The organism is Ramlibacter sp., from assembly GCF_035627355.1.
GTDB lineage: Bacteria > Pseudomonadota > Gammaproteobacteria > Burkholderiales > Burkholderiaceae_C > Ramlibacter.
Window position 1 is genome coordinate 1 of sequence record NZ_DASPLW010000001.1, and the last position, 20305, is coordinate 20305.

A 20305-nucleotide genomic window follows, 5' to 3' on the forward strand; every position below is an offset into this window, starting at 1 on the left:
CGGTGGCACCCAGCACGATGGCGGCCTGCTCCTCCTCGTTGCCCTGGGCCTGCATCAGCGGGATCAGTTCTCGCGCGATGAAGGGGAAGGTGACGAAGATGGTCGCCAGCACGATCCCCGGCACCGCGAAGATGATCCTGATGCCGTGCGCCTCCAGCCACGGGCCCAGCCAGCCCTGCGCGCCGAACACCAGCACGTAGGTCAGGCCGGCCACGACCGGGGACACGGAGAACGGCAGGTCCACCAGCGTGGTCAGGAAGGCCTTGCCGCGGAACTCGTACTTGGCGATGCACCAGGCGGCCGCGATGCCGAACACCAGGTTCAACGGCACGGCGATGGCAGCGGTGACCAGCGTCAGCTGGATCGCCGACCAGGCGGCCGGATCGGCCAGGCCTTCGAGGTAGGCGCCCCAGCCCTTGCGCAGGGCCTCGGTGAAGACGGCCGCGAGCGGCAGCACCAGGAACAGGAACAGGAAGGCCAGCGCCCCGGCGACCAGGGCCCGGCGGACCCAGTTCGCTTCGGTGGTGATGACGCGGCGGTTGGTCAGGGCAGTCATGTCATTGGCCTCCCGCCCGCTTGCGCTGCCAGGACTGCAGGCCGTTGATGACCAGCAGCAGCAGGAAGGACATCACCAGCATCACCGTGGCGACCGCGGTGGCGCCGGCATAGTCGTACTGCTCCAGCTTGCCGATGATCACCAGCGGCGTGATCTCCGACACCATGGGCATGTTGCCGGCGATGAAGATCACCGAGCCGTACTCGCCGATGGCGCGCGCGAAGGCCATCGCGAAGCCGGTCAGCAGCGCCGGGAAGATCGACGGCAGGATCACCTTGGTGAAGGTCTGCCAGCGCGTGGCGCCCAGGCACATGGCGGCTTCCTCCAGTTCGTGCTCGGTGTCTTCCAGCACCGGCTGCACGGTGCGCACCACGAACGGCAGGCCGATGAAGATCAGCGCGATCACCACCCCGTTCGGGTTGAACGCGAGTTCGATCCCCAGCGGCGCCAGGTACTGGCCGATCCAGCCGTTGCCGGCCAGCAGCGCCGTCAGCGAGATGCCGGCCACGGCGGTGGGCAGCGCGAACGGCAGGTCGACCAGCGCGTCGACGATCTTCTTGCCGGGGAAGGGATAGCGCACCAGCACCCAGGCCACCAGCAGCCCGAACACCACGTTGATGGCGGCGGCCAGGAAGGAGGCACCGAAGGTCAGCCGGTAGGACGCCAGCACGCGAGGCGAGCTCACCGCGGCCCAGAAGGCCTCCCAGCTCATGCCGAAGGTCTTGATCACCAGCGCCGAGAGCGGGATCAGGACGATCAGGCTCAGGTACAGCAGCGTGTACCCGAGCGTGAGGTTGAAGCCGGGCAGGACCTTGCGGCTGCGCCCGCGCGCCCGGCCCGGCGCGGCGGCACCCGAAGACGGAAGCACCGGACCCCCGCCTGCGCGGGGATGCCGGGCTCCATCTTCGTGGCCAGGCAGCGGCCCGCCGGCCGCCGTCGTGGCTGCATTGGGCATTTACCGGACCGTGTAGATCTTGTCGAACTGGCCGCCGTCGTTGAAGTGCACCTTCTGCGCTTCGGACAGGGATCCGAACAGCTCCTGCACCGAGAACAGCTTGACCGGCTTGAAGGTCTGGGCGTGCTTCTGCAGCACCTTCTGGTTGCGCGGACGGATCGAGTGCTTGGCCGCGATCTCCTGCGCTTCCTCGGTGTAGAGGAAGTCCAGGTAGGCCTTGGCCAGGTCCGCCGTGCCCTTCTTGGCCACCGTGCGCTCGACCACCGCCACCGGGTTCTCGGCAATGATGCTGATGGACGGATAGACCACGTCGACCTTGCCCTTGCCGAACTCGCGGTTCACGGACTCGACCTCGGACTCGAAGGTGATCAGCACGTCGCCGGTGTTGCGCTGCAGGAAGGCACTGGTGGCGTCACGGCCGCCGCGGGCCAGCACCGGCACGTTCTTGTACAGCTTGGACAGGAACTCCTGCGCCTGGGCGTCGGTGCCGCCCTTCTTCTTGATGTAGCCCCAGGCCGCCAGATAGGCGTAGCGGCCGTTGCCGCCGGTCTTGGGGTTCACCACGATCACCTTGACGTCCGGGCGCAGCAGGTCGTCCCAGTCCTTGATGCCCTTGGGATTGCCCTCGCGCACCAGGAACAGCATGGTGGACGTGGTGGGCGCCGCGTTGTCCGGGAAGCGCTTGGCCCAGTCCTTGGCGACCACGCCGCGGTCGGCCAGGAACTCGATGTCGGTGGTGGTGTTCATGGTCACCACGTCGGCGGCCAGGCCGTCGGCCACCGCACGCGCCTGCGCGCTGGAGCCGGCGTGCGACTGCTCGACCTTCACGTCCTGCCCGGTCTGCTTCTTGTAGTACGGCACGAAGGCGGCGTTGATGTCCTTGTAGAACTCGCGCGCCACGTCGTAGGAGACGTTCAGGAGGGATTGCTGGGCGGCAGCGAACCCGCTGGCCGCCAGGGCCAGCACGGCCACTGCGGTTTTGAGAGATTTCATTTGGGAAGATTGCGGGGCCGTCCGGCCCCGCTGGCTGGGAAAGGAACTTCTCGGAATCAGCGGTTCGGTTGCGGCGTCATGCGCAGGTAGGGCTTGACGGTGCGGTAGCCCTTGGGAAAGCGCTGGGCGATCTCGGCCGGGTCCTGCAGGCTGGGCACGATGACGACCTCGTCGCCGTCCTGCCAGTTCACCGGCGTGGCGACCTTGTGGTTGTCGGTCAGCTGCAGCGAATCGATCACGCGCAGGATCTCGTCGAAGTTGCGCCCCGTGCTGGCCGGGTAGGTGATGGTGGCGCGGATCGTCTTCTTCGGGTCGATGATGAAGACGCTGCGCACCGTGGCGTTGGCCGACGCATTGGGGTGGATCATGTCGTACAACGTCGCCACCTTGCGATCGGCGTCGGCCAGGATCGGGAAGTTGACGGTGCAGTTCTGGGTCTCGTTGATGTCCTTCACCCAGCCGTGGTGGGAGTCGATCGGGTCCACGCTCACGGCGATGACCTTCGCGCCCCGCTTGGCGAATTCGTCCTTCAGGAGCGCGGTCTTGCCGAGTTCGGTGGTGCAGACCGGCGTGAAATCGGCCGGGTGCGAGAACAGCACCACCCAGGCGTCGCCCGCCCACTTGTGGAAGGAAATCGGGCCCTCGGTGGAGTCCTGCTGGAAATCAGGGGCGGTGTCGCCCAGTCGCAGCGTTGTCATGGCTTCTCCGTTCGTATAAGGGGAAGCTCGATTGTGGTGGTTGGGTTATGAAAACCCAACGAATCTCTCGTTGTTTGCATATGTGCGCCGGTCGCATGCCCGAGTACGCGGCAGTGGACCAGACCCGGCGGGATCAGACCAGCGGCCGGGCTTCGCGCGCGCCTTCCTGCAGCAGCGGCAGCATCTCGCGTCCGAACGCCGGCTGCAGCACCCGCTCCCGCCGGGTCACCACGTTGAGCGCGCCCACCACCGCGCCTTCCAGGTTGCGCAGCGGCACGGCGGCGGCATGCACGCCCAGCTCGTGCTCCTCGTTCGCCACGCACCAGTCCTGCTGGCGCACCTGGTCGATGATCTGGCGCAGCTTCTTCAGCTCGACCACGGTGTTCGCGGTCAGGCGCGGCAGTTCCCGGCCCTTGAGCCACTCGGCGAATTCGGTGCGGCGCTTGGCCGCCAGCAGCACCCGGCCGGTCGAGGTGGCATGGGCCGGCAGGCGCGCGCCCAGGTGCAGGCCGTAGGCCAGCAGCCGGGTCGGGCCGCTGCGCGCCACGATCACCACCTGGTCGCCGTCGAGCACCACGACCGAGAAGGCCTCGCCGGTGCGCACGGCCAGCTTGTCCAGGGTCGGCTGCACCGCGCGCGGCAACCGCGCCGAGGCCAGGTAGCTGCCGGAGAACCGCAGCACCTTGGGCGCCAGCCAGAACCAGCTGCCGTCGGTTTCCAGGTAGCCCAGGTGCGCCAGGGTGAGCAGGTGGCGCCGGGCCGCCGCCCGCGTCAGGCCGGCGCGCTGCGCCGCCAGGGTCGCGTTCAGGCGCTGGCGTTCGGTGTCGAAGCTTTCCAGCACGGCCATGCCCTTGGCCATGCCTTCGATGAAATCGGCGCGGGCGATCACGACGGCGGGTTTCCGGATGACTGCGCGATGATCGCGCAAGGCGCGCAATGATCGCACAAAGGCGGCGCTCGCCCCCTGCCCCTGCCGCCGTCGCAGGCCTAAGCTGCGCCCCGTCTTCCTTGACAAATATCAGCCATGAAGAAAACCCAGGTCGCGATCATCGGTGCGGGTCCCTCGGGCCTGCTGCTCGGCCAGCTCCTGCACAAGGCCGGCATCGACAACATCATCCTCGAGCGCCACACCGGCGAGTACGTGCTGGGCCGCATCCGGGCCGGCATCCTGGAGCAGGTCTGCATCGACCTGATGGACGAAGCCGGCGTCGGCGAGCGCATGCACCGCGAGGGCCTGGTGCACGGCGGCATCGACCTGCTGTTCCAGGGCGAGCGCCACCGCATCGACATGAACGGCCTGACCGGCGGCAAGAACGTGATGGTCTATGGCCAGACCGAGCTCACACGCGACCTGATGGATGCGCGCAAGGCCGAAGGCCTGGAGACGGTGTACGAGGCACTGGATGTCGCCGTGCATGACTTCGACAGCCAGCGGCCGCGCGTCACCTACACCCACAATGGCCAGGCGCACGAGATCCAGTGCGACTTCATCGCCGGCTGCGACGGCTTCCACGGCGTGTGCCGCGCCTCCGTGCCGCGCAGCGCGATCCAGGAGTTCGAGAAGGTCTATCCGTTCGGCTGGCTGGGCGTGCTGTCCGACACCCCGCCGGTGCACGAGGAGCTGATCTACGTGAACAGCCCGCGCGGCTTCGCGCTGTGCTCCATGCGCAGCCACACGCGCAGCCGCTACTACCTGCAGGTGCCGCTGACCGACAAGGTCGAGGAGTGGTCCGACCAGGCCTTCTGGGACGAGCTCAAGCTGCGGCTGGATCCGCAGGCCCGCAAGAACCTGGTCACCGGCCCCAGCATCGAGAAGAGCATCGCCCCGCTGCGCAGCTTCGTGACCGAACCGCTGCGCTTCGGCCGCCTGTTCCTGGCCGGCGACGCCGGCCACATCGTGCCGCCCACCGGCGCCAAGGGCCTGAACCTGGCCGCCACCGACGTCAAGTACCTGTCCGGGGCGCTGATCGAGTACTACCGCGAGAAGAGCGAGGCCGGCATCGACGCCTATTCCGAGAAATGCCTGCGCCGCATCTGGCGTGCCGAGCGCTTCTCCTGGTGGTTCACCAGCCTGATGCACCGCTTCCCCGAGCAGGGCGAGATCGGCCAGAAGCTGCAGGAAGCCGAGCTGGACTACCTGGTGCACAGCGAGGCGGGCTCGCGCACCATCGCCGAGAACTACGTCGGCCTGCCGCTGGATTTCGGCCGCGACTGACGGCGGCGCCCAGGCCGGGGCGCCCGCCGCGGGCGCCTCCGGCACTCCCGGCGCACAGCCAAGAGATGGCGGTGTCCGGCGGCCACCACCGTCGCTCTGCTAGCCTCGCGGCATGACCGCCCCGCTCCGCCCGCTCGCCCGCGTCCGCATCCTCAGCCTCGCCCTCAACCTGCCCGGCCCGGCCGCGCTGATGCGCTGCCGCCGCATGGGCGCCAGCTGCACCAAGATCGAGCCGCCCGCGGGCGACCCGATGCGCCAGTACGACCGCGTGGCCTACGAGGAGCTGCACGAGGGCGTGAAGGTCGTCGAGGCCGACCTGAAGACCGACGAGGGGCAGGACGTCGTCCACCGCGAACTGGCCCGCACCGACGTGCTGCTGACGTCCTTCCGGCCGTCGGCCATGAAGAAGCTGGGCCTGGACTGGCCCGCGCTGAACGCGCGCTATCCCTCGCTGTGCCAGGTCGCCATCGTCGGCGGGCCGGGTCCGGCCGCCGAGGTGCCCGGCCACGACCTCACCTACCTGGCCGAGAACGGCCTGGTCACCGGCACCGACCTGCCCGCCACCCTGTTCGCCGACATGGCCGGCTCGCTCGTCGCCAGCGAGGCGGTGCTGCAGGCCGCGCTGCTGCAGGCCGAGCGCTACACCGGCTCGGGCGACGTGCACCCGCAGGGTCGCTATTTCGAAGTGGCGCTGGCCGAGGCGGCTCGTTATCTCGCGCTGCCGCGGCACTGGGGCCTGACGCAGCCTACCGGCGCGGTCGGCGGCGCGCATGCCGGCTACCGCGTCTACCCCTGCCTCGACGGCCGGGTCGCGGTGGCGGCGCTGGAGCCGCACTTCGCGGCCGCGTTGCGCGCGGCCGCGGGCGTGGCCGCGTCGGACCTGAAGGCCATGTTCGCGGCAGACACGCACGCGGCGATCGCGCGGTTCCTGGCCGGCAAGACCTGCGCGGAACTCGATCAGCTGGCGCAGCAGAACGACCTGCCGCTGCACACGCTCGGGAACGGCTGAGCCTCCGCGCGACGCAAGCCCGGCCCTACTTTTCCTTGGGCGGCTTCCCGCGCGCGGCGTCCAGCTCCCAGGGGCTGGCCTCCACGTTCGGACCGTCGGGGTAGCTCTCCGGGCCTTTCGAAATGCCCGGCTTGGCCTTGCCGCCTTTCACGCCCGCCGGTACGTCCGGCGCCGCCTCGTCGAGCAGGTCGGCTCCCGCGGGCGCCTGCTCCGGGTTGGCGTCCTCGCCCAGGGTCGTGTGGGTCGGGTCGCTGGCGTGGTTCTCGTTGCTGCCGTGGGCCGGGCCGCGGCCTATGCTGGTACTGCTGCTCATGGGCATTCCTGTAGCGGTCGTTCGATCCACTCTAGGAGTCCACGGCCGCACAGGGTGTAGGCCCCGGCCGATACCATGGCCGCCCATGAGCGATCCATCCAGCAGCGTGGCCACCCCTGCCGACGTCGTGCAGTTCTGGCGCGAAGCCGGCCCCGAGCGCTGGTTCCGCAAGGACGAGGCCTTCGACCGCGATTTCCGCGATCGCTTCCTCGCGTCGCACGAGGCCGCCGCGCGCGGCGAGCTCAGCCACTGGGGCGCCACGGCCGAGGGTTCGCTGGCACTGCTGGTGCTGCTCGACCAGTTCCCGCGCAACGCCTTCCGCGGCAGCGCGCGCATGTACGCGACCGACGCGCTGGCGCGGACGGTGGCCGACCGGGCGCTGGCGCGCAGCCAGGACCAGGACATCACCGACACCGGCTTGCGCAACTTCTTCTACCTGCCCTACATGCATTCCGAGTGGCTGCCGGACCAGCTCAGGGCGGTGGGCCTGGCGCGCGGCACGCATGCCGAGCCCCATGCGTGCGAGCACCACGACATCGTGGCGCGCTTCGGCCGCTTCCCGCACCGCAACCCGCTGCTGCACCGGCCGAGCACGCGCGAGGAGCAGGCCTTCCTCGAGGGCGGCGGATTCGCCGGCTGATCGGGCCGGGTCCCTCGATGCGGACCTGGGCTTCAGTGCGGCAGCGCCGCGGCCCCCTGCACACCGACGTTGAAGGCCCCGGCTTCGCGCACCAGCTGGGCCGCGCGCTCGGCCAGCCCCGGGTCGGGCGTGCGTGCCACCAGCACCGTCGCGCCCCGCTCCATGGCCTCGGTGATGACGTCCATCTGGTGGTGGTTCACGGTGTTGCGCACCAGGTCGGCAAACACCTCGCCCAGCGCCTTCAGGAAGGAGTCGCTGCCCTCCTTGCGCGCCCGCTCCACCTTCTTGAGGCGCTCGAGATCGTGCTCGATGTGGATGTCGTCGCGCGCGATGCCCTGCCGCGCGAGCTCGTGCAGGGCGAGTTGCGCCGCCAGGCGGTCGTCGAAGGCTGCGAGGATGGTCGGCATGCGAATCTCCTTGGCTCAGGGGGATCGGTTCTGCGGGCGTGCGGCCGGCGGGCGCGCCGGGTCCAGCCGCACCCACGCCGGTGCGTGGTCGCTCGCGTGCGGGCGGCCGCGCACCCAGGTGTCCACGCCGGCTTCCGCCAGTGCCGGCGCCAGCACGCGATTGAGCAACAGATGGTCGATGCGCAGGCCGGCATTGCGTTCCCAGTGCTGGCGAAAATAGTCCCAGAACGTGAACACCGGCTCGTCCGGGTGCAGGTGCCGGATCGCATCGGTCCATCCCTGGCCCAGCAGTCGCTCGTAGCAGGCGCGCGTCTGCGGCTGCAGCAGCGCATCCTTGCGCCACGAGCGCGGGTTGTAGATGTCGAAGTCGGTGGGCACCACGTTGTAGTCGCCCGCGACCAGAACCGGATGCCCGCTGTCCACCAAGCCGGCGGCGTGCGCGATCAGGCGCTCGAACCAGGCCAGCTTGTAGTCGAACTTGGGGCCCGGCTGCGGGTTGCCGTTGGGCAGGTACAGGCAGGCCACCACGAGGCCGTCCACCGCCGCCTCCAGGTAGCGGCTCTGCACGTCCGCGGCGTCGCCCGGCAGTTCGCGGCGGATCTCCACCGGCGCCGCCCGGCTGAGGATGGCCACGCCGTTCCACGAGCGCTGGCCCTTCCACAGGGCGTGGTAGCCGGCCTCGCGCACGGCCGCCGACGGGAACGCCTCGTCCGGCGCCTTCAGTTCCTGCAGGCAGGCCACGTCCGGCCGCTCGCGGTCCAGCCATTCGAGCAGGTTGTCCAGCCGGCTCTTGATGCCGTTCAGGTTGTAGGTGGCGATCTTCATCGACGGGGTGGCGATGATGGCGCGCCGCTCCTTGCGCGGCCGTAGGACCGCGCCGCCAGCCACGGTGGCGTCCTACTTCCTGCCGCGGCGCCGCGGCCTAGAGTGGCTGCGATTCCAGGAGACAAGCATGGCTGACCCCAGGCAAGCGCGCGAGAGCGCACCGTCGGCGCAGGACGACCTGCTCGGAGAGGCCGCCCGCAACGACGGCACGATGGAAGGACTGGACCCGCGCGTGGGTGCCGACGGCACGCCGCGCGACCGGTCGGATTCGGCCGCCCCGGAACGCGCCCGGGGCGAAGGCGAGGCACGACCCGGCAAGGACGAGAACCAGGCCGGCTTCGTCAAGGACGCGGACAAGCGCGCCCAGCCCTGATCGTCACGCACGCACGCTCACTTGAGCTTGCTGCGCCGGAACGCCTCGGCGCCGCCGCTGCCGCCGCCGTCGGGGAAGTCGTGCGGATCCAGCCGGTCGCGGTCGGGTCCCTGCGGCGCCTCGATGAGGGTGCTGGCGCTGTTCTCGCCATGGTCCGGCTGTGCCGGCGGCGAAGCCTTGGGGCTGTCGCCGAGCTTGGCGCGGCTGGGGCTGGTGTCCTTGCGGTTGAACCATCGCATGAGGCCCATGCTGCGCTTCCGGTGAGCGATGCGCCGTAGGCCCGCCATGTGTAGGCCCGTAGGAACGGGCGGCAGAACCGCGGCTGCGGCACGGACTCCAATCCGGACCATGCGCGTCGCGCCCGCCGCCCTGTTGCTCGCCTCGTTGTCGGTCCTGCCGGCACAAGGCGGCGCGGACGATCCGCTGAAGTCGCCGGCCTGCGGGCGCAGCATCGCGGCGCTGGAAGCAGCCCGCACCGGACCGGCCGGCGCCGCCGCCGTCGAGGGACTGCGGCGCCAGGCCACCCAGGACTGCCTGGGCGGAAGTGGCGCGCGCACGCGCCCATCGCCGACGACCCAGCCGCCGGTGTCCGTCGCCCCACCGGTCGTCGATGTGCCGCAGCCGCCACCGGCGCCGGTGGCAGCACCGCCGCCTCCACCGCCGGTGGACATCGAGCGCCCCGCCGTGATCACGTCCTGCGATGCCGCCGGCTGCTGGACCAGCGACGGCGTCCGGCTGAACCGGTCCGGCCCGCTGCTGCTCGGGCCCGGCGGCGCCTGCGTCACCAGCGGCCACGTGGTGCGCTGCCCATGACCGGCACGGCAGCGGCGCTGACAGCGATCGCAGAACAGGCCTACGCACAAGGCGCTGCCGGTATGGCGCAATGGGTGCGTTGCGTCCGACACGGAGCCCATCCATGGCAAAGAAGATCGTCACCGAAGCCGACCGCCGAGCCACGCCGCCGCCGCCGGCCAACGCCGGCTACACGCCGCCCAGGCAGGGCATCGGCCAGACCGTCAGCCTGGAGCGTGGCACCCGCACGCGCAGCAAGAAGAATCCCGGCAAGCGGCCGCACCAGGGCGGCTGAGCCGTTGACCGCGAGAAGGAGACCGCCAATGAAACTGGACATCTACCGCCGGCCCGAGCCGGAGCACAAGCTTTCCTTCATGGCCGTGCCGGCGGGGCAGATGATCCCGCAGGAAGTCACCAACGTCGATTGGCGGGTGGTGGCCAACAACCTGGAACTGGATGCCGAGTCGGCCTGCATTGCCGAGTACCAGATCGAGCATCCGGGTGCACAGATCCGCGAGAAGGGCTACGCCATTACCAGCGTGCTGCACCAGCTCGAATCGAGCGACTGAACCCAATGCGCGGCTTGGGTGCCGCGCCGAAAGCGATCCATACGCGGCGCGGCCTAGGCCGGTGCGGCCACGGCGGGCGGCCGCAGGCTGCGGATCGCCCACTTCTCCAGCTCGGCCAGCACGAACACGAACAGGCCGGCGGCCAGGACTTGGGTCCACTGCCGCAGGTCCAGCGGGGCGGAGCCGAACACGCGCTGCAGCAGCGGCAGGTAGGTGAAGCCCAGCTGCAGCACGGCGCAGGCCGCGATGGTGACCCACACCATCGGGTTGGCGCGGCCCGGCTGGCGCGCCAGCGCCGGTCCCAGGATGGAACGGCTGTTGAGCAGGTACAGCATTTCGGCGGCGACCACCGCGTTGACCGCCATGGTGCGGGCCGCATCCAGCGACGTCCCGCGCTGCAGCTCGGCGAGGAACAGCCCCATCGTGGCCGCCATCATCAGCACCGACACGAATAGCACGCGCCAGGCGAAGAAGCCCGACAGCAGCGGCTCGCCGGGGGGCCGCGGCGGCCGCGCCATGATTCCCTGCTCGGCCGGCTCGAAGGCCAGCGCCAGGCCCAGGGTGCTGGAGGTCACCATGTTGATCCACAGCACCTGGGCCGGGGTCAGCGGCAGGGTCAGCCCGAACAGGATGGCGGCCACCACCACCAGCGCCTCGCCGCCGTTGGTGGGCAGCATGAAGAGGATGAACTTGCGGATGTTGTCGTGCACGCCGCGGCCCTCCTTCACCGCCGCAGCAAGGGTCGCGAAGTTGTCGTCGGCCAGCACGATGTCGGCGGCCTCCTTGGCCGCCTCGGTGCCCTTCATGCCCATCGCCACGCCGACATCGGCGCGCTTGAGCGCCGGCGCGTCGTTGACGCCGTCGCCGGTCATGGCGACCACGTCGCCGCGCGCCTGCAGCGCCTGCACCAGCCGCAGCTTGTGCTCCGGCGAGGCGCGCGCGAAGACGTCGATGTCCGGCACGATGCGGCGCAGGGCCGCGTCGTCCATCAGCGCGACCTCGGCGCCGGTCACGGCCGGCTTGCCCATGCCGATGCCCAGCTGGGCGCCGATCGCCTTGGCGGTCTCGGCATGGTCGCCGGTGATCATCTTCACGCGGATGCCGGCGCGGTGGCAGTCGCGCACCGCCACCGCGGCCTCCTCGCGCGGCGGGTCGATGATGCCCACCAGCCCCAGCATGGCGTAGCCCTCGCGCACGTCGTCCCAGGCCAGGCGCCCGCCGGCCGGTGGCCGGGCCTTGCAGGCCAGCGCCAGCACGCGCAACCCCTGGGCCGCGGTGTCGGTCGCCATGCGGCGCCACCAGTCGACGTCGATGGGCCGCTCGCCGTGCGCGCGCCGCTCGGTCGCGCACAGGTCGATCACGCGTTCGGGCGCGCCCTTGACCAGGATCCAGTCGGTACCGTCCGGGTCGCGGTGCCAGGTCGCCATCAGCCGGTGCTCGGACTCGAACGGGATCGCGTCCAGCCGCGGCCACAAGGGATCCATGGCGCTGCCGCCCAGCCCCGCCTTGCGGGCCAGCACCAGCAGCGCGCCTTCGGTCGGATCGCCGTCCACCAGCCACATGCCGGCGTCCTCGCGCAGCGAGGCGTCGTTGCACAGCAGGCCGGTGCGCACGGCCATGGCCAGCGCCGGGTTCGACCTCGCGTCGACGTGCCGCCCGTCCAGGCTGATGGTGCCCACCGGCGCGTAGCCGACGCCGCCGACCTCGAACACGTGGCCACCGCAGACCAGCCGCTGCACCGTCATCTCGTTGCGCGTGAGGGTGCCGGTCTTGTCGGTGCAGATCACGCCCACCGAACCCAGCGCCTCCACCGCCGCGAGCCGGCGCACGATGGCCTTGCGGCGCGCCATGCGCTGCACCCCCAGCGCCAGCGTGATGGTCATGACGGCCGGCAATCCTTCCGGAATCGCCGAGGCCGCGAGCGCGACCACCATCATGAACATCTCGTCCGGCGGATGGCCCAGCACCGCTGTCCCCAGCAGCCAGGTGCCGGCGGCCAGCAGCAGGATGGCCGCCGCCAGCCACTGGCCGAAACGGGCGATCTGCCGCAGCAGCGGCGTCGCCAGGCTGGCCACCGCGCCCACCATGCGGTTGATGCCGCCCAGCTCGGTGCCGCCGCCGGTGGCCACCACCACGCCCCGGCCGGCGCCGTGCACGACCAGCGTGCCGGAGTACGCCATGCCGAAGCGCTCGGCCAGCGGGGCATCCAGGGCCGCTGCCGCCGTGTCCTTCTCGACCGGCACCGATTCGCCGGTCAGCGCCGACTCGTCGATGCGCAGCTCGCGCGCGTCCAGCAGCCGCAGGTCGGCCGGGACGCGGTCACCGGAGGCCAGCAGGACGAGGTCGCCGGGCACCAGCGCGGCGGCATCGAGCTCGATCTGCTGGCCGTCGCGCAGCGCGATCGCATGCGGCGACAGCAGCGAGCGGATCGCGTCCATGGCGGATTCGGCCTTGCCTTCCTGCACGAAGCCGATCAGCGCATTGACCACCACGGCCGCGATCAGCACCGCCGAGTCCACCCAGTGCCCGAGGAAGGCCGTCACGCCGGCCGCGGCCAGCATGATGTAGAGCAGCAGGTTGTGGAACTGCATCAGCAGCCGCAGCGCGGGGCCACGGCGGCGCGCCCGGGCGAGCCGGTTGGGCCCGTGGCGGGCCAGTCGTTCGCGCGCCTGGGCACTGTCCAGCCCTGCCGGGCCGCTGGCGACCGCCTGCAGCACCTCGTCCTGAGGCAGGCTGTGCCAGGCCGGCTGGGCCTGGGGGGCGCCGGCGACCCCCACCGGCGCGGCGACGGACCCGGGCAGCGGCATCCGCTACGACCGCGCCGCGAACGGAACCACCAGCACGTCGGGCTGCGCGTGCGCCAGGGCCCAGGACGTGACGCTGCCCAGGAACAGGTCGCCCAGCCGCGACTGGCCCTGCTTGCCGACCGCGATCAGCTCGCAGCCCCGCTCGCGCGCCTCGTCCAGCATCACCATGCGGATGTCGCCCTGGCGCACGGTCGCCGTGGTCCGGGTGGCGCCGCCCAGTCCGGCCTGCAAGGCATCCAGCGCCGCCTGCGCCTCCTCGCGCACGCGCGTCCGGTGCTCGGCGAGCGCCTCGTCGCTGACCCCGGCCATGAGCAGCTTGCCCTCCTCCGGCAGCTCGTAGGCATGCAGCAGGTGCAGGGTGGCAGCCGGCGCGATCCGCTGCACGGCGCGCACGGCTTCCCGCGAGCAGTCGGAGAAGTCCACCGGCACCAGCACCTGCGCGTAGTCGGCGTCGGGCTCGTTGCGCACCACCAGCAGCGGCCGTTCGGCGCTGCGCGAGAGCCGGTCCGCCAGGGTGCCCAGCGCGAGTTCGCGCAGCGCATGCTGGCCGCGGGCGCCCACCACCAGCAGGTCGGCGGCGAGCGAGCGCCGGCCCAGCTCCTGCAGCGGATCACCCTCGCACAGGTCCTGGTGGACGGCGGCGACCAGCCCTTCGTCGGCGATCTGCTGCGCCAGCACGGCCAGCTGGATGCGGGCCTGCTCGACCATGGCGTCGTGGAGGTCGCGCTTGCCGGCCAGGAGGTCGCGCAGCCCGCGCCAGGCGCCGGTGTCCACCACGTGCAGCAGGCCCATGGCCGCGCCGTGGGCCGCGGCCAGCCGCGCGGCGCGCCGGGCCGCCATCCGGCTGTCGGGCGAGAAATCGATGGCGGCCAGCACGTGCTGAAGGGCATCCATGGTCGTTCTCCGGTTCGCGCCCGCGGCAACGCGGGCTGCGGCCATTGTTCCCGCAAACGGGAGCGGCCGGGCTGACGGGAATCAGGCCGGGTCGCGCCTGCCCAGCACGGGCGGCAGGTCGGCGCCGGCGCGGCGCTCGCGGAAAAGCGCGGCGCGTGCCAGCAGCACCGTGGTGACGGGCGCGGTGATGGACAGCAGGATGATGACCAGCCAGACGTGCAGCGACAGGCTGCTGCCGCTGGCCGTGAAGTGCACGATGGAGGCCAGCGCCACCGCCCAGCTTCCCAGCGTGTAGGCCAGCGAGGGGGCATGCATGCGCAGGAAGTAGTCGCGCAGCCGCAGCAGGCCCAGGGCCCCGGTCAGCGTGAGTAGCCCGCTGGCCAGCAGCAGCACCGCGACGATGGCTTCGACGATGCTCATTCGATCACCTCGCCGCGCAGCAGGAACTTGGCCATGGCGGCCGAGCTGGCGAAGCCGAACAGCGCCATCAGCAGGGCGGCCTCGAAATACATGCTGCTGTCGTAGCGGATCGCCAGCACCAGCAGCGCCAGCATCGCGACCACGTAGATGAAGTCCAGCGCCAGCACGCGGTCCTGCGCACGGGGGCCGCGGGCCAGCCGCAGCGAGGCCACCAGGATCGCCAGCGCATACAGGACCAGGGTGGCGCCGACGGCGAGCGAGAACAGGTTGCTCATCCGAAGATCTCCTTGAGCGGGCGTTCGTAGCGGTTCTTGTAGAACGCGACGAATTCGGCCTCGTCGGCCAGGTCGAACACGTGCAGCCGCAGCGCGCTGCTGTCGCCGGCCAGCTCGGACCACACGGTGCCGGGGATCACGGTGGTGATCATGGACAGCGCGGCCAGCCCGAACGGGTCGTGCAGGTCCAGCGGGATGGTCACGAAGCTGCCGCGTGGCGGCTGCCGGCGGCCGCGCAGCACGCCGTGGGCCACCTGCAGCGCCGACTGGATGACGTCATGGCCGACGGTGAGGATCAGGCGGGCCAGCACCAGCGGCCGGCGCAGCGGCCCGCCGGCCGGCTTCAGGGGGGCCACCAGCACGGGCACGGCCAGCCCGATGACGCCGCCCAGGATCAGGTGCGCGGGGCTGAGGCTGTCGTTGAGCAGCAGCCAGAGCGCCCACAGCGATGCGGACAGCAGCAGCGAGGGGAACCAGCGCCTCATGGCCGGCCCTCCGCATCGACGGGCAGCAACGCCGGCGCGAAGCCGCGCTGCACGGGCCGGGCCGACTGCACCGCGTCGATGTAGCGCTTGGGCGCATGCAGGTCGTCCGCGGTCGCGCGCATGTAGGCCAGCGCGGGCTCGGCGCGCACCACCAGCGCGACGGTGGCGCCCAGCAGCAGCGCGACGGGCAGCGCCTCGGCCAGCCGCAGGCTGGGCGGCTTGCGGCCCTGCGGCGCCCAGAGGTGGCCGATGAAGGCCCGGGTGAGCGCGATGGCGGCGAACAGGCCGGACACGAACAGCAGCCCGAACAGCGTCCAGCGCGCCGCGCCGGCTGCGCCGGTGGCCGGATCCGCTTCCAGCAGCGCCGACAGCATCGCCACCTTGCCGACGAAGCCCGACAGCGGTGGCAGCCCGGCCAGCGCCAGGGTGCAGAGCAGGAAGGCCAAACCGAGGAAGGCGACGGCGGCCGGCATCACGCGGCCGATCAGCGCCACCTGCTCGTCGTCCAGGTTCACGTCCTGCGGCGGCTCGGCCCCGAACATGGGCAGCCGCCCCACCAGCGTGTCGGCCCGCGGCGGGTCCACCTCGGCCTCGCGGGCCCGCTCGACCAGCTCGGCCAGCAGGAACATGGCCGCGCCGGCCAGCACCGAACTGGCGAGGTAGAACAGCGCGCCGCTGGTGAGCGCGGGCCGGTCGAAGCCGATGGCCGCCAGCACGGTGCCGGACGAGGCGATGATGGAATAGCCGGCCAGCCGCCCGAGCTGCTGCGAGGCCAGCATGCCGAAGGCGCCGAAGCCGATGGTGACCAGCCCGCCCCACACCAGCACGTTGCCGCCGAAGTGGGCCGAGGCGCCGGCGCCATCCGGGAAGCACAGGGTCCACAGCCGCAATACCGCATACACGCCCACCTTGGTGAGGATGGCGAACATGGCCGCGGCCGGCGCGCTGGCCGCCGAGTAGGCCGGCGGCAGCCAGAAGTTCAGCGGCCACAGCGCCGCCTTGGCCAGGAAGGCGACGGCCAGCAGGGCCGCGCCCGCGTGCAGCAGGCCGAGGTCGCCCTCCGCCACGCCTGGAAGCCGGCTGGCGATGTCGGCCATGTTGAGCGTGCCGGTCACCCCGTAGACCAGCGCCACCCCGACCAGGAACAGCAGCGAGGCCAGCAAGTTGACGGCGATGTAGTGCAGCCCGGCCCGCACCCGCAGGCTGCCGCCGCCGTGCAGCAGCAGGCCGTAGGAGGCAGCCAGCAGCACCTCGAAGAACACGAACAGGTTGAACAGGTCGGCGGTGAGGAAGGCGCCGTTGAGGCCCATCAGCTGCAGCTGCAGCAGCGGGTGGAACCAGACACCGGCGCGGTGCCAGCGGGCCAGCGAGAACAGCAGGGACGCCAGGCCGGCGCAGGCGGCCAGCACCAGCAGCAGGCCCGACAGCCTGTCCAGCATCAGGACGATGCCGTAGGGCACCGGCCAGTTGCCCGGCAGGTAGACCCCGAACACCCCGGGCTGGCCGGCGGCGTGCACCCCGGCCAGCAGCCACACGGCCAGCGCCAGGCTGGCCAGCATCGAGAGGACGTTCAGCCCGGCCTTGATCATCCAGCGGCGCTCGCCGATGGCCACCATCAGCGCGGCGGTCAGCAGCGGCAGCAGGATGGGCGCGGCCACCAGGTGGGACGGCTGCCCGAAGCTCACGGCCGCTCCTCCTGCCCGTCCACGTGGTCGCTGTCGGTCAGGCCGCGCAGCGCCATCAGCACCACCAGGAACAGCGCGGTGGTGGCGAAGCCGATCACGATCGCGGTCAGCACCAGCGACTGCGGCAGCGGGTCGGTGTAGTGGGCCAGGTCGGCCGGCAGCCCGGGCTGCACGATCGGCTCCTTGTCGACCGACAGGCTGCCGACGCTGAAGATGAACAGGTTGGTGGCATAGGACAGCAGCGACAGGCCGATCAGCACCTGGTAGGTACGCGGCCGCAGCACCAGCCAGACACCGGCCGACACCAGCACCCCGATCGCCAGCGAGACGACGACTTCCATCAGGCCGCCTCCTCCACCGGGGCTTCCACCGGGGCCGCGCGCGGGCGGCGCCGGGCGCGCAGCGACTGGTGCGCCAGCGCGGTGAGCAGCAGCAGGGTCGAGCCGACCACGACCGCCATCACCCCCAGGTCGAACAGGGTCGCGCTGGGCACGTGCAGCTCACCGATCACCGGCAGGGTCACGTGCGCCGTGTGGGTGGTCAGGAAGGGGTGGCCGAACAGGAGCGAACCCAGGCCGGTGAGCACCGCCAGGATCAGGCCCCAGGCGATCCAGCGCGGCGGGCGCAGGTTGACGCGCTCCTCCACCCACTGCGTGCCGCCCACCATGTACTGCACGACGAAGGCGATCGCCACCACCAGGCCGGCGACGAAGCCGCCGCCCGGCTGGTTGTGGCCGCGCAGGAACAGGTGCACGGCGACGACGATCGCGATCGGCAGCACCAGCCGCACCAGCACCGCGGGCACCATCAGGTAGCCGTGCGGATGGCCGCCCTCGTCCTCGTCGGGATCCGGGGCCCTGAGCAGGTCGGACGAGGACAGCGAGCGGGCCGCCAGCTGCTGCGGCGGGAGCTCGATGACCTCGCGCGGCGGGCGGAAGCGCCGCAGCAGCGCGAACACCGTCAGCCCGACGATGCCGAGCACGGTGATCTCGCCCAGCGTGTCGAAGGCGCGGAAGTCCACCAGCATCACGTTCACCACGTTGGTGCCGCCGCCCTCCGGCAAGGCCCGCGCCAGGTAGAAGGGCGAGATGCTCTGGGGCGCGGTGCGCGTGAGCATCGCGTACGACAGCGAAGCCAGGCCGGCACCGGCCAGCACGGCCAGCACGAAGTCGCGCTGCCGCCGCCACCGTGCCCGCCAGCGCGTGCGCGGGTCGTCCAGCACGAACCGCTTGGGCAGCCAGCGCAGGCCCAGCAGGAACAGCACGGCCGTGACGGCCTCCACCGCGAGCTGCGTCAGGGCCAGGTCAGGAGCGGAGAACCAGGCGAAGGTCAGGCACAGCACGATGCCTACCAGGCTCAGCAGCATCAGGGCCACCAAGCGGTGGAACTTGGCCTGCCAGGCCGCGCCGACCGCGGCTGCCGCCCCGATGGACCACAGCAGCACGAACTCCGGCGTCGCCGGCACCCGCTCGCGGTCGCCCCACTCCAGCGGCACCACCAGGGTCGAACCGAGCCCGGCCGCGCCGGCCACCACCAGCATCCAGAGCACCTGGGTCTGCAGGTGGCGGCTGCTGGCCAGCCGGGTGGCGCGCCGCGCGGCCTGGGTGAGCTGCGCCAGCACCACCTCGAACAGGCGCTTGCCGTCCAGGCCGCCGATCAGGGGCGTGTCGCGCGAGGTGCGCTGCTTGAAGCGCTCGCCGAAGGCCAGGTACACCCCTATGCCGCCCACCATGGCCACCAGGCTCATGGCCAGCGGCGCCGTGAAGCCGTGCCAGATCGCCAGGCTGAAGGCGGGCAGGTGCCGGCCGACCACGGGGTCGGCGGCGGCGCGCAGCACGTCGCCGATGGCCCAGTTGGGCACGATGCCCACCGTCAGGCAGGCCAGCACCAGCAGGGCGATGGGCGCCCGCATCCAGTGCACCGGCTCCTCCGGCACGCGCGGGCAGGTGGGCGGCGGCCCGAAGAATACGTCGTGGCCGAAGCGCAGCGAATAGACCACCGCGAACACGCCGTACACGGTGGCGATCGCCGGCAGCGCGCTCTCCAGCCAGGGCTGGCCCTGCACGAACACCGTCTCGGCGAAGAACATCTCCTTGGACAGGAAGCCGTTGAGCAGCGGCACCCCGGCCATGGCGGCGCAGGCCACCATCGCCAGCCGCGCGGTGCTCGGCATGTAGCGGTACAGGCCGTCGAGCCGGCGCATGTCGCGGGTGCCGGTCTCGTGGTCGATGATGCCCACCGCCATGAACAGCGAAGCCTTGAAGGTGGCGTGGTTCATCATGTGGAACACCGCCGCCACCGCCGCCAGCGTGCTGTTGAGGCCCAGCAACAGCGTGATCAGGCCCAGGTGGCTGATGGTGGAGTACGCCAGCAGGCCTTTCAGGTCATTCTGGAACATGGCGGCGTAGGCGCCCAGCAGCAGCGTCACCACGCCGGCGCCGCCCACGATCCAGAACCACATGTCGGTGCCGGCCAGCACCGGCCACAGGCGCGCCAGCAGGAACACCCCGGCCTTCACCATGGTGGCCGAGTGCAGGTAGGCCGACACCGGCGTGGGCGCCGCCATGGCGTGCGGCAGCCAGAAGTGGAAGGGGAACTGCGCGCTCTTGGTCAGGGCACCCAGCAGCACCAGCCCGAGCGCGAGCGGATACCACTCGTGGGCGCGCACGCGCGCGCCGGCCAGCAGCACGTCGTCCAGCTCGTAGCTGCCCACGATCTGCCCGATCAGCATCACGCCCGCCAGCAGCGCCAGGCCGCCGGTGGCCGTGACCACGAAGGCAATGCGGGCGCCGCGCCGGGCTTCCTTGCGGTGGTGCCAGTACCCGATCAGCAGGAAGGAGAACAGGCTGGTCAGTTCCCAGAACACCACCAGCTGGACCAGGTTGCCCGAGAGCACCACGCCCAGCATGGAGCCCATGAAGCCGAGCAGCAGCGAATAGAAGCGCGCCGCCGGGTCCTCGGCCGAGAGGTAGTAGCGCGCATAGATCACCACCAGCGCGCCGATCACCGTCACCAGCATCGCGAACATCCACGCGAAGCCGTCGACCCGGATCACCAGGTCCAGCCCGAGGCTGGGCAGCCAGGCGATGCGATGGCTGACCACGCCGCCGGCCGCCACCTGCGGGAACAGCATGGCCAGCGGCACCGCCGTGGCCAGCGCCACGGCCGCGGCGAGCAGCGATTCCTGGTTGCGTGCGCGCGTCGGCAGGACAGCAGCCAACGCGCTGCCGGCAAACGGAAGCAGGAGCACCCAACCCAAGGACATCCATTCGAGTGTAGTGGACGAGCTGCTCCATCCCTGCGCGCCGCCCTGTCATTTCGGGCAGCCGGGCGCCGTCGCGGCGCGCACGGATACCTCGCGAGCGGGCGGCCGCGCGGCGGTCGGTGATCCTCC

Annotated in this window: 23 protein-coding genes and 1 pseudogene; 7 read left to right on the top strand and 17 right to left on the bottom strand. The window is 71.2% G+C overall.

The features are described 5' to 3' along the window. The 5 genes and pseudogenes from VEC03_RS00005 to VEC03_RS00025 all read right to left on the bottom strand — a co-directional run. Positions 1-556: pseudogene (locus VEC03_RS00005) on the bottom strand (sulfate ABC transporter permease subunit CysW); the annotation flags it as partial. 1 nt (position 557) lies between these two features. Further along, complete coding sequence (gene cysT, locus VEC03_RS00010; RefSeq protein WP_324912068.1) at positions 558-1424, bottom strand: sulfate ABC transporter permease subunit CysT; 867 nt, start codon at positions 1422-1424, stop codon at positions 558-560. Between the two features lie 87 nt (positions 1425-1511). Next, positions 1512-2504, bottom strand: coding sequence for a sulfate ABC transporter substrate-binding protein (locus VEC03_RS00015; protein WP_324912069.1), 993 nt, complete (start codon positions 2502-2504; stop codon positions 1512-1514). Positions 2505-2560: 56 nt separating this feature from the next. Beyond that, on the bottom strand, positions 2561-3202 hold the full coding sequence (locus tag VEC03_RS00020; protein WP_324912070.1) for a peroxiredoxin: 642 nt from the start codon (positions 3200-3202) through the stop codon (positions 2561-2563). Positions 3203-3335: 133 nt separating this feature from the next. Beyond that, a complete protein-coding gene (locus tag VEC03_RS00025; protein ID WP_324912071.1) occupies positions 3336-4091 on the bottom strand; it encodes an IclR family transcriptional regulator domain-containing protein in 756 nt (251 codons plus the stop codon). Between the two features lie 135 nt (positions 4092-4226). Here VEC03_RS00025 and pobA point away from each other — a divergent pair, with 135 nt between their 5' ends. Both pobA and VEC03_RS00035 read left to right on the top strand, forming a co-directional pair. Then, positions 4227-5417, top strand: a complete 1191-nt coding sequence (gene pobA / locus VEC03_RS00030; RefSeq protein ID WP_324912072.1) for a 4-hydroxybenzoate 3-monooxygenase — start codon at positions 4227-4229, stop codon at positions 5415-5417. A gap of 112 nt (positions 5418-5529) precedes the next feature. Beyond that, a complete protein-coding gene (locus VEC03_RS00035; protein WP_324912073.1) occupies positions 5530-6426 on the top strand; it encodes a CoA transferase in 897 nt (298 codons plus the stop codon). Between the two features lie 25 nt (positions 6427-6451). Here the strand turns inward: VEC03_RS00035 and VEC03_RS00040 are convergent, their stop codons facing one another. Next, entirely contained in the window at positions 6452-6739 is a 288-nt protein-coding gene (locus tag VEC03_RS00040; protein WP_324912074.1) for a hypothetical protein, read from the bottom strand. A gap of 85 nt (positions 6740-6824) precedes the next feature. On the opposite strand from VEC03_RS00040, the gene VEC03_RS00045 reads away from it, so the two are divergent. After that, positions 6825-7379, top strand: coding sequence for a DUF924 family protein (locus VEC03_RS00045; RefSeq protein ID WP_324912075.1), 555 nt, complete (start codon positions 6825-6827; stop codon positions 7377-7379). A 32-nt stretch (positions 7380-7411) separates the two neighbouring features. On the opposite strand, the gene VEC03_RS00050 is transcribed toward VEC03_RS00045, so the two are convergent. Then, positions 7412-7786 (bottom strand): hypothetical protein, encoded by a 375-nt coding sequence (locus VEC03_RS00050; protein WP_324912076.1) that lies wholly within the window; start codon positions 7784-7786, stop codon positions 7412-7414. A gap of 15 nt (positions 7787-7801) precedes the next feature. Beyond that, the gene (locus VEC03_RS00055) at positions 7802-8611 is read right to left on the bottom strand and encodes an exodeoxyribonuclease III (protein WP_324912077.1); all 810 of its coding nucleotides are present in this window, start codon (positions 8609-8611) and stop codon (positions 7802-7804) included. Positions 8612-8738: 127 nt separating this feature from the next. Here VEC03_RS00055 and VEC03_RS00060 point away from each other — a divergent pair, with 127 nt between their 5' ends. Continuing rightward, entirely contained in the window at positions 8739-8984 is a 246-nt protein-coding gene (locus tag VEC03_RS00060; protein ID WP_324912078.1) for a hypothetical protein, read from the top strand. 17 nt (positions 8985-9001) lie between these two features. Here the strand turns inward: VEC03_RS00060 and VEC03_RS00065 are convergent, their stop codons facing one another. Continuing rightward, positions 9002-9232 carry a hypothetical protein gene (locus VEC03_RS00065; RefSeq protein WP_324912079.1) on the bottom strand — a complete coding sequence of 77 codons (231 nt, stop codon included), beginning with the start codon at positions 9230-9232 and terminating at the stop codon, positions 9002-9004. Positions 9233-9332: 100 nt separating this feature from the next. Between VEC03_RS00065 and VEC03_RS00070 the strand changes: the two genes are divergently transcribed. The 3 genes from VEC03_RS00070 (at position 9333) to VEC03_RS00080 (ending at position 10345) form a co-directional block, all read left to right on the top strand. After that, a complete protein-coding gene (locus tag VEC03_RS00070; protein WP_324912080.1) occupies positions 9333-9797 on the top strand; it encodes a hypothetical protein in 465 nt (154 codons plus the stop codon). A 103-nt stretch (positions 9798-9900) separates the two neighbouring features. Next, positions 9901-10071 (top strand): hypothetical protein, encoded by a 171-nt coding sequence (locus VEC03_RS00075; RefSeq protein WP_324912081.1) that lies wholly within the window; start codon positions 9901-9903, stop codon positions 10069-10071. A gap of 28 nt (positions 10072-10099) precedes the next feature. Beyond that, positions 10100-10345, top strand: a complete 246-nt coding sequence (locus VEC03_RS00080; RefSeq protein WP_324912082.1) for a DUF6139 family protein — start codon at positions 10100-10102, stop codon at positions 10343-10345. Between the two features lie 53 nt (positions 10346-10398). Here VEC03_RS00080 and VEC03_RS00085 read toward each other — a convergent pair whose 3' ends face one another. The 8 genes from VEC03_RS00085 to VEC03_RS00120 all read right to left on the bottom strand — a co-directional run bounded on the left by VEC03_RS00085 (position 10399) and on the right by VEC03_RS00120 (position 20176). Continuing rightward, positions 10399-13152: a cation-transporting P-type ATPase gene (locus VEC03_RS00085; protein WP_324912083.1), complete on the bottom strand. Its 2754-nt coding sequence runs from the start codon at positions 13150-13152 to the stop codon at positions 10399-10401. A 3-nt stretch (positions 13153-13155) separates the two neighbouring features. Beyond that, positions 13156-14046 (bottom strand): universal stress protein, encoded by an 891-nt coding sequence (locus tag VEC03_RS00090; RefSeq protein WP_324912084.1) that lies wholly within the window; start codon positions 14044-14046, stop codon positions 13156-13158. Between the two features lie 81 nt (positions 14047-14127). After that, entirely contained in the window at positions 14128-14466 is a 339-nt protein-coding gene (locus VEC03_RS00095; RefSeq protein ID WP_324912085.1) for a Na+/H+ antiporter subunit G, read from the bottom strand. Beyond that, positions 14463-14741, bottom strand: a complete 279-nt coding sequence (locus VEC03_RS00100; protein ID WP_324912086.1) for a K+/H+ antiporter subunit F — start codon at positions 14739-14741, stop codon at positions 14463-14465. Before VEC03_RS00100 ends, VEC03_RS00095 begins: the two co-directional genes overlap by 4 nt. Further along, complete coding sequence (locus tag VEC03_RS00105; protein WP_324912087.1) at positions 14738-15226, bottom strand: Na+/H+ antiporter subunit E; 489 nt, start codon at positions 15224-15226, stop codon at positions 14738-14740. Before VEC03_RS00105 ends, VEC03_RS00100 begins: the two co-directional genes overlap by 4 nt. Next, complete coding sequence (locus VEC03_RS00110) at positions 15223-16911, bottom strand: monovalent cation/H+ antiporter subunit D (RefSeq protein WP_324912088.1); 1689 nt, start codon at positions 16909-16911, stop codon at positions 15223-15225. The genes VEC03_RS00105 and VEC03_RS00110 overlap by 4 nt, the downstream gene beginning before the upstream one ends. Next, on the bottom strand, positions 16908-17252 hold the full coding sequence (locus VEC03_RS00115; protein WP_324912089.1) for a Na+/H+ antiporter subunit C: 345 nt from the start codon (positions 17250-17252) through the stop codon (positions 16908-16910). Before VEC03_RS00115 ends, VEC03_RS00110 begins: the two co-directional genes overlap by 4 nt. Continuing rightward, on the bottom strand, positions 17252-20176 hold the full coding sequence (locus VEC03_RS00120) for a monovalent cation/H+ antiporter subunit A (protein ID WP_324912090.1): 2925 nt from the start codon (positions 20174-20176) through the stop codon (positions 17252-17254). Before VEC03_RS00120 ends, VEC03_RS00115 begins: the two co-directional genes overlap by 1 nt. Positions 20177-20305: the final 129 nt, after the last annotated feature.

Coding starts and splice junctions, on each gene's coding strand:
- VEC03_RS00015 (WP_324912069.1), bottom strand. CDS start 2,504: ATGAAATCTCTCAAAACCGCAGTGGCCGTGCTGGCCCTGGCGGCCAGC.
- VEC03_RS00020 (WP_324912070.1), bottom strand. CDS start 3,202: ATGACAACGCTGCGACTGGGCGACACCGCCCCTGATTTCCAGCAGGAC.
- pobA (WP_324912072.1), top strand. CDS start 4,227: ATGAAGAAAACCCAGGTCGCGATCATCGGTGCGGGTCCCTCGGGCCTG.
- VEC03_RS00035 (WP_324912073.1), top strand. CDS start 5,530: ATGACCGCCCCGCTCCGCCCGCTCGCCCGCGTCCGCATCCTCAGCCTC.
- VEC03_RS00040 (WP_324912074.1), bottom strand. CDS start 6,739: ATGAGCAGCAGTACCAGCATAGGCCGCGGCCCGGCCCACGGCAGCAAC.
- VEC03_RS00045 (WP_324912075.1), top strand. CDS start 6,825: ATGAGCGATCCATCCAGCAGCGTGGCCACCCCTGCCGACGTCGTGCAG.
- VEC03_RS00050 (WP_324912076.1), bottom strand. CDS start 7,786: ATGCCGACCATCCTCGCAGCCTTCGACGACCGCCTGGCGGCGCAACTC.
- VEC03_RS00055 (WP_324912077.1), bottom strand. CDS start 8,611: ATGAAGATCGCCACCTACAACCTGAACGGCATCAAGAGCCGGCTGGAC.
- VEC03_RS00060 (WP_324912078.1), top strand. CDS start 8,739: ATGGCTGACCCCAGGCAAGCGCGCGAGAGCGCACCGTCGGCGCAGGAC.
- VEC03_RS00065 (WP_324912079.1), bottom strand. CDS start 9,232: ATGGGCCTCATGCGATGGTTCAACCGCAAGGACACCAGCCCCAGCCGC.
- VEC03_RS00070 (WP_324912080.1), top strand. CDS start 9,333: ATGCGCGTCGCGCCCGCCGCCCTGTTGCTCGCCTCGTTGTCGGTCCTG.
- VEC03_RS00075 (WP_324912081.1), top strand. CDS start 9,901: ATGGCAAAGAAGATCGTCACCGAAGCCGACCGCCGAGCCACGCCGCCG.
- VEC03_RS00080 (WP_324912082.1), top strand. CDS start 10,100: ATGAAACTGGACATCTACCGCCGGCCCGAGCCGGAGCACAAGCTTTCC.
- VEC03_RS00085 (WP_324912083.1), bottom strand. CDS start 13,152: ATGCCGCTGCCCGGGTCCGTCGCCGCGCCGGTGGGGGTCGCCGGCGCC.
- VEC03_RS00090 (WP_324912084.1), bottom strand. CDS start 14,046: ATGGATGCCCTTCAGCACGTGCTGGCCGCCATCGATTTCTCGCCCGAC.
- VEC03_RS00095 (WP_324912085.1), bottom strand. CDS start 14,466: ATGAGCATCGTCGAAGCCATCGTCGCGGTGCTGCTGCTGGCCAGCGGG.
- VEC03_RS00100 (WP_324912086.1), bottom strand. CDS start 14,741: ATGAGCAACCTGTTCTCGCTCGCCGTCGGCGCCACCCTGGTCCTGTAT.
- VEC03_RS00105 (WP_324912087.1), bottom strand. CDS start 15,226: ATGAGGCGCTGGTTCCCCTCGCTGCTGCTGTCCGCATCGCTGTGGGCG.
- VEC03_RS00115 (WP_324912089.1), bottom strand. CDS start 17,252: ATGGAAGTCGTCGTCTCGCTGGCGATCGGGGTGCTGGTGTCGGCCGGT.
- VEC03_RS00120 (WP_324912090.1), bottom strand. CDS start 20,176: ATGTCCTTGGGTTGGGTGCTCCTGCTTCCGTTTGCCGGCAGCGCGTTG.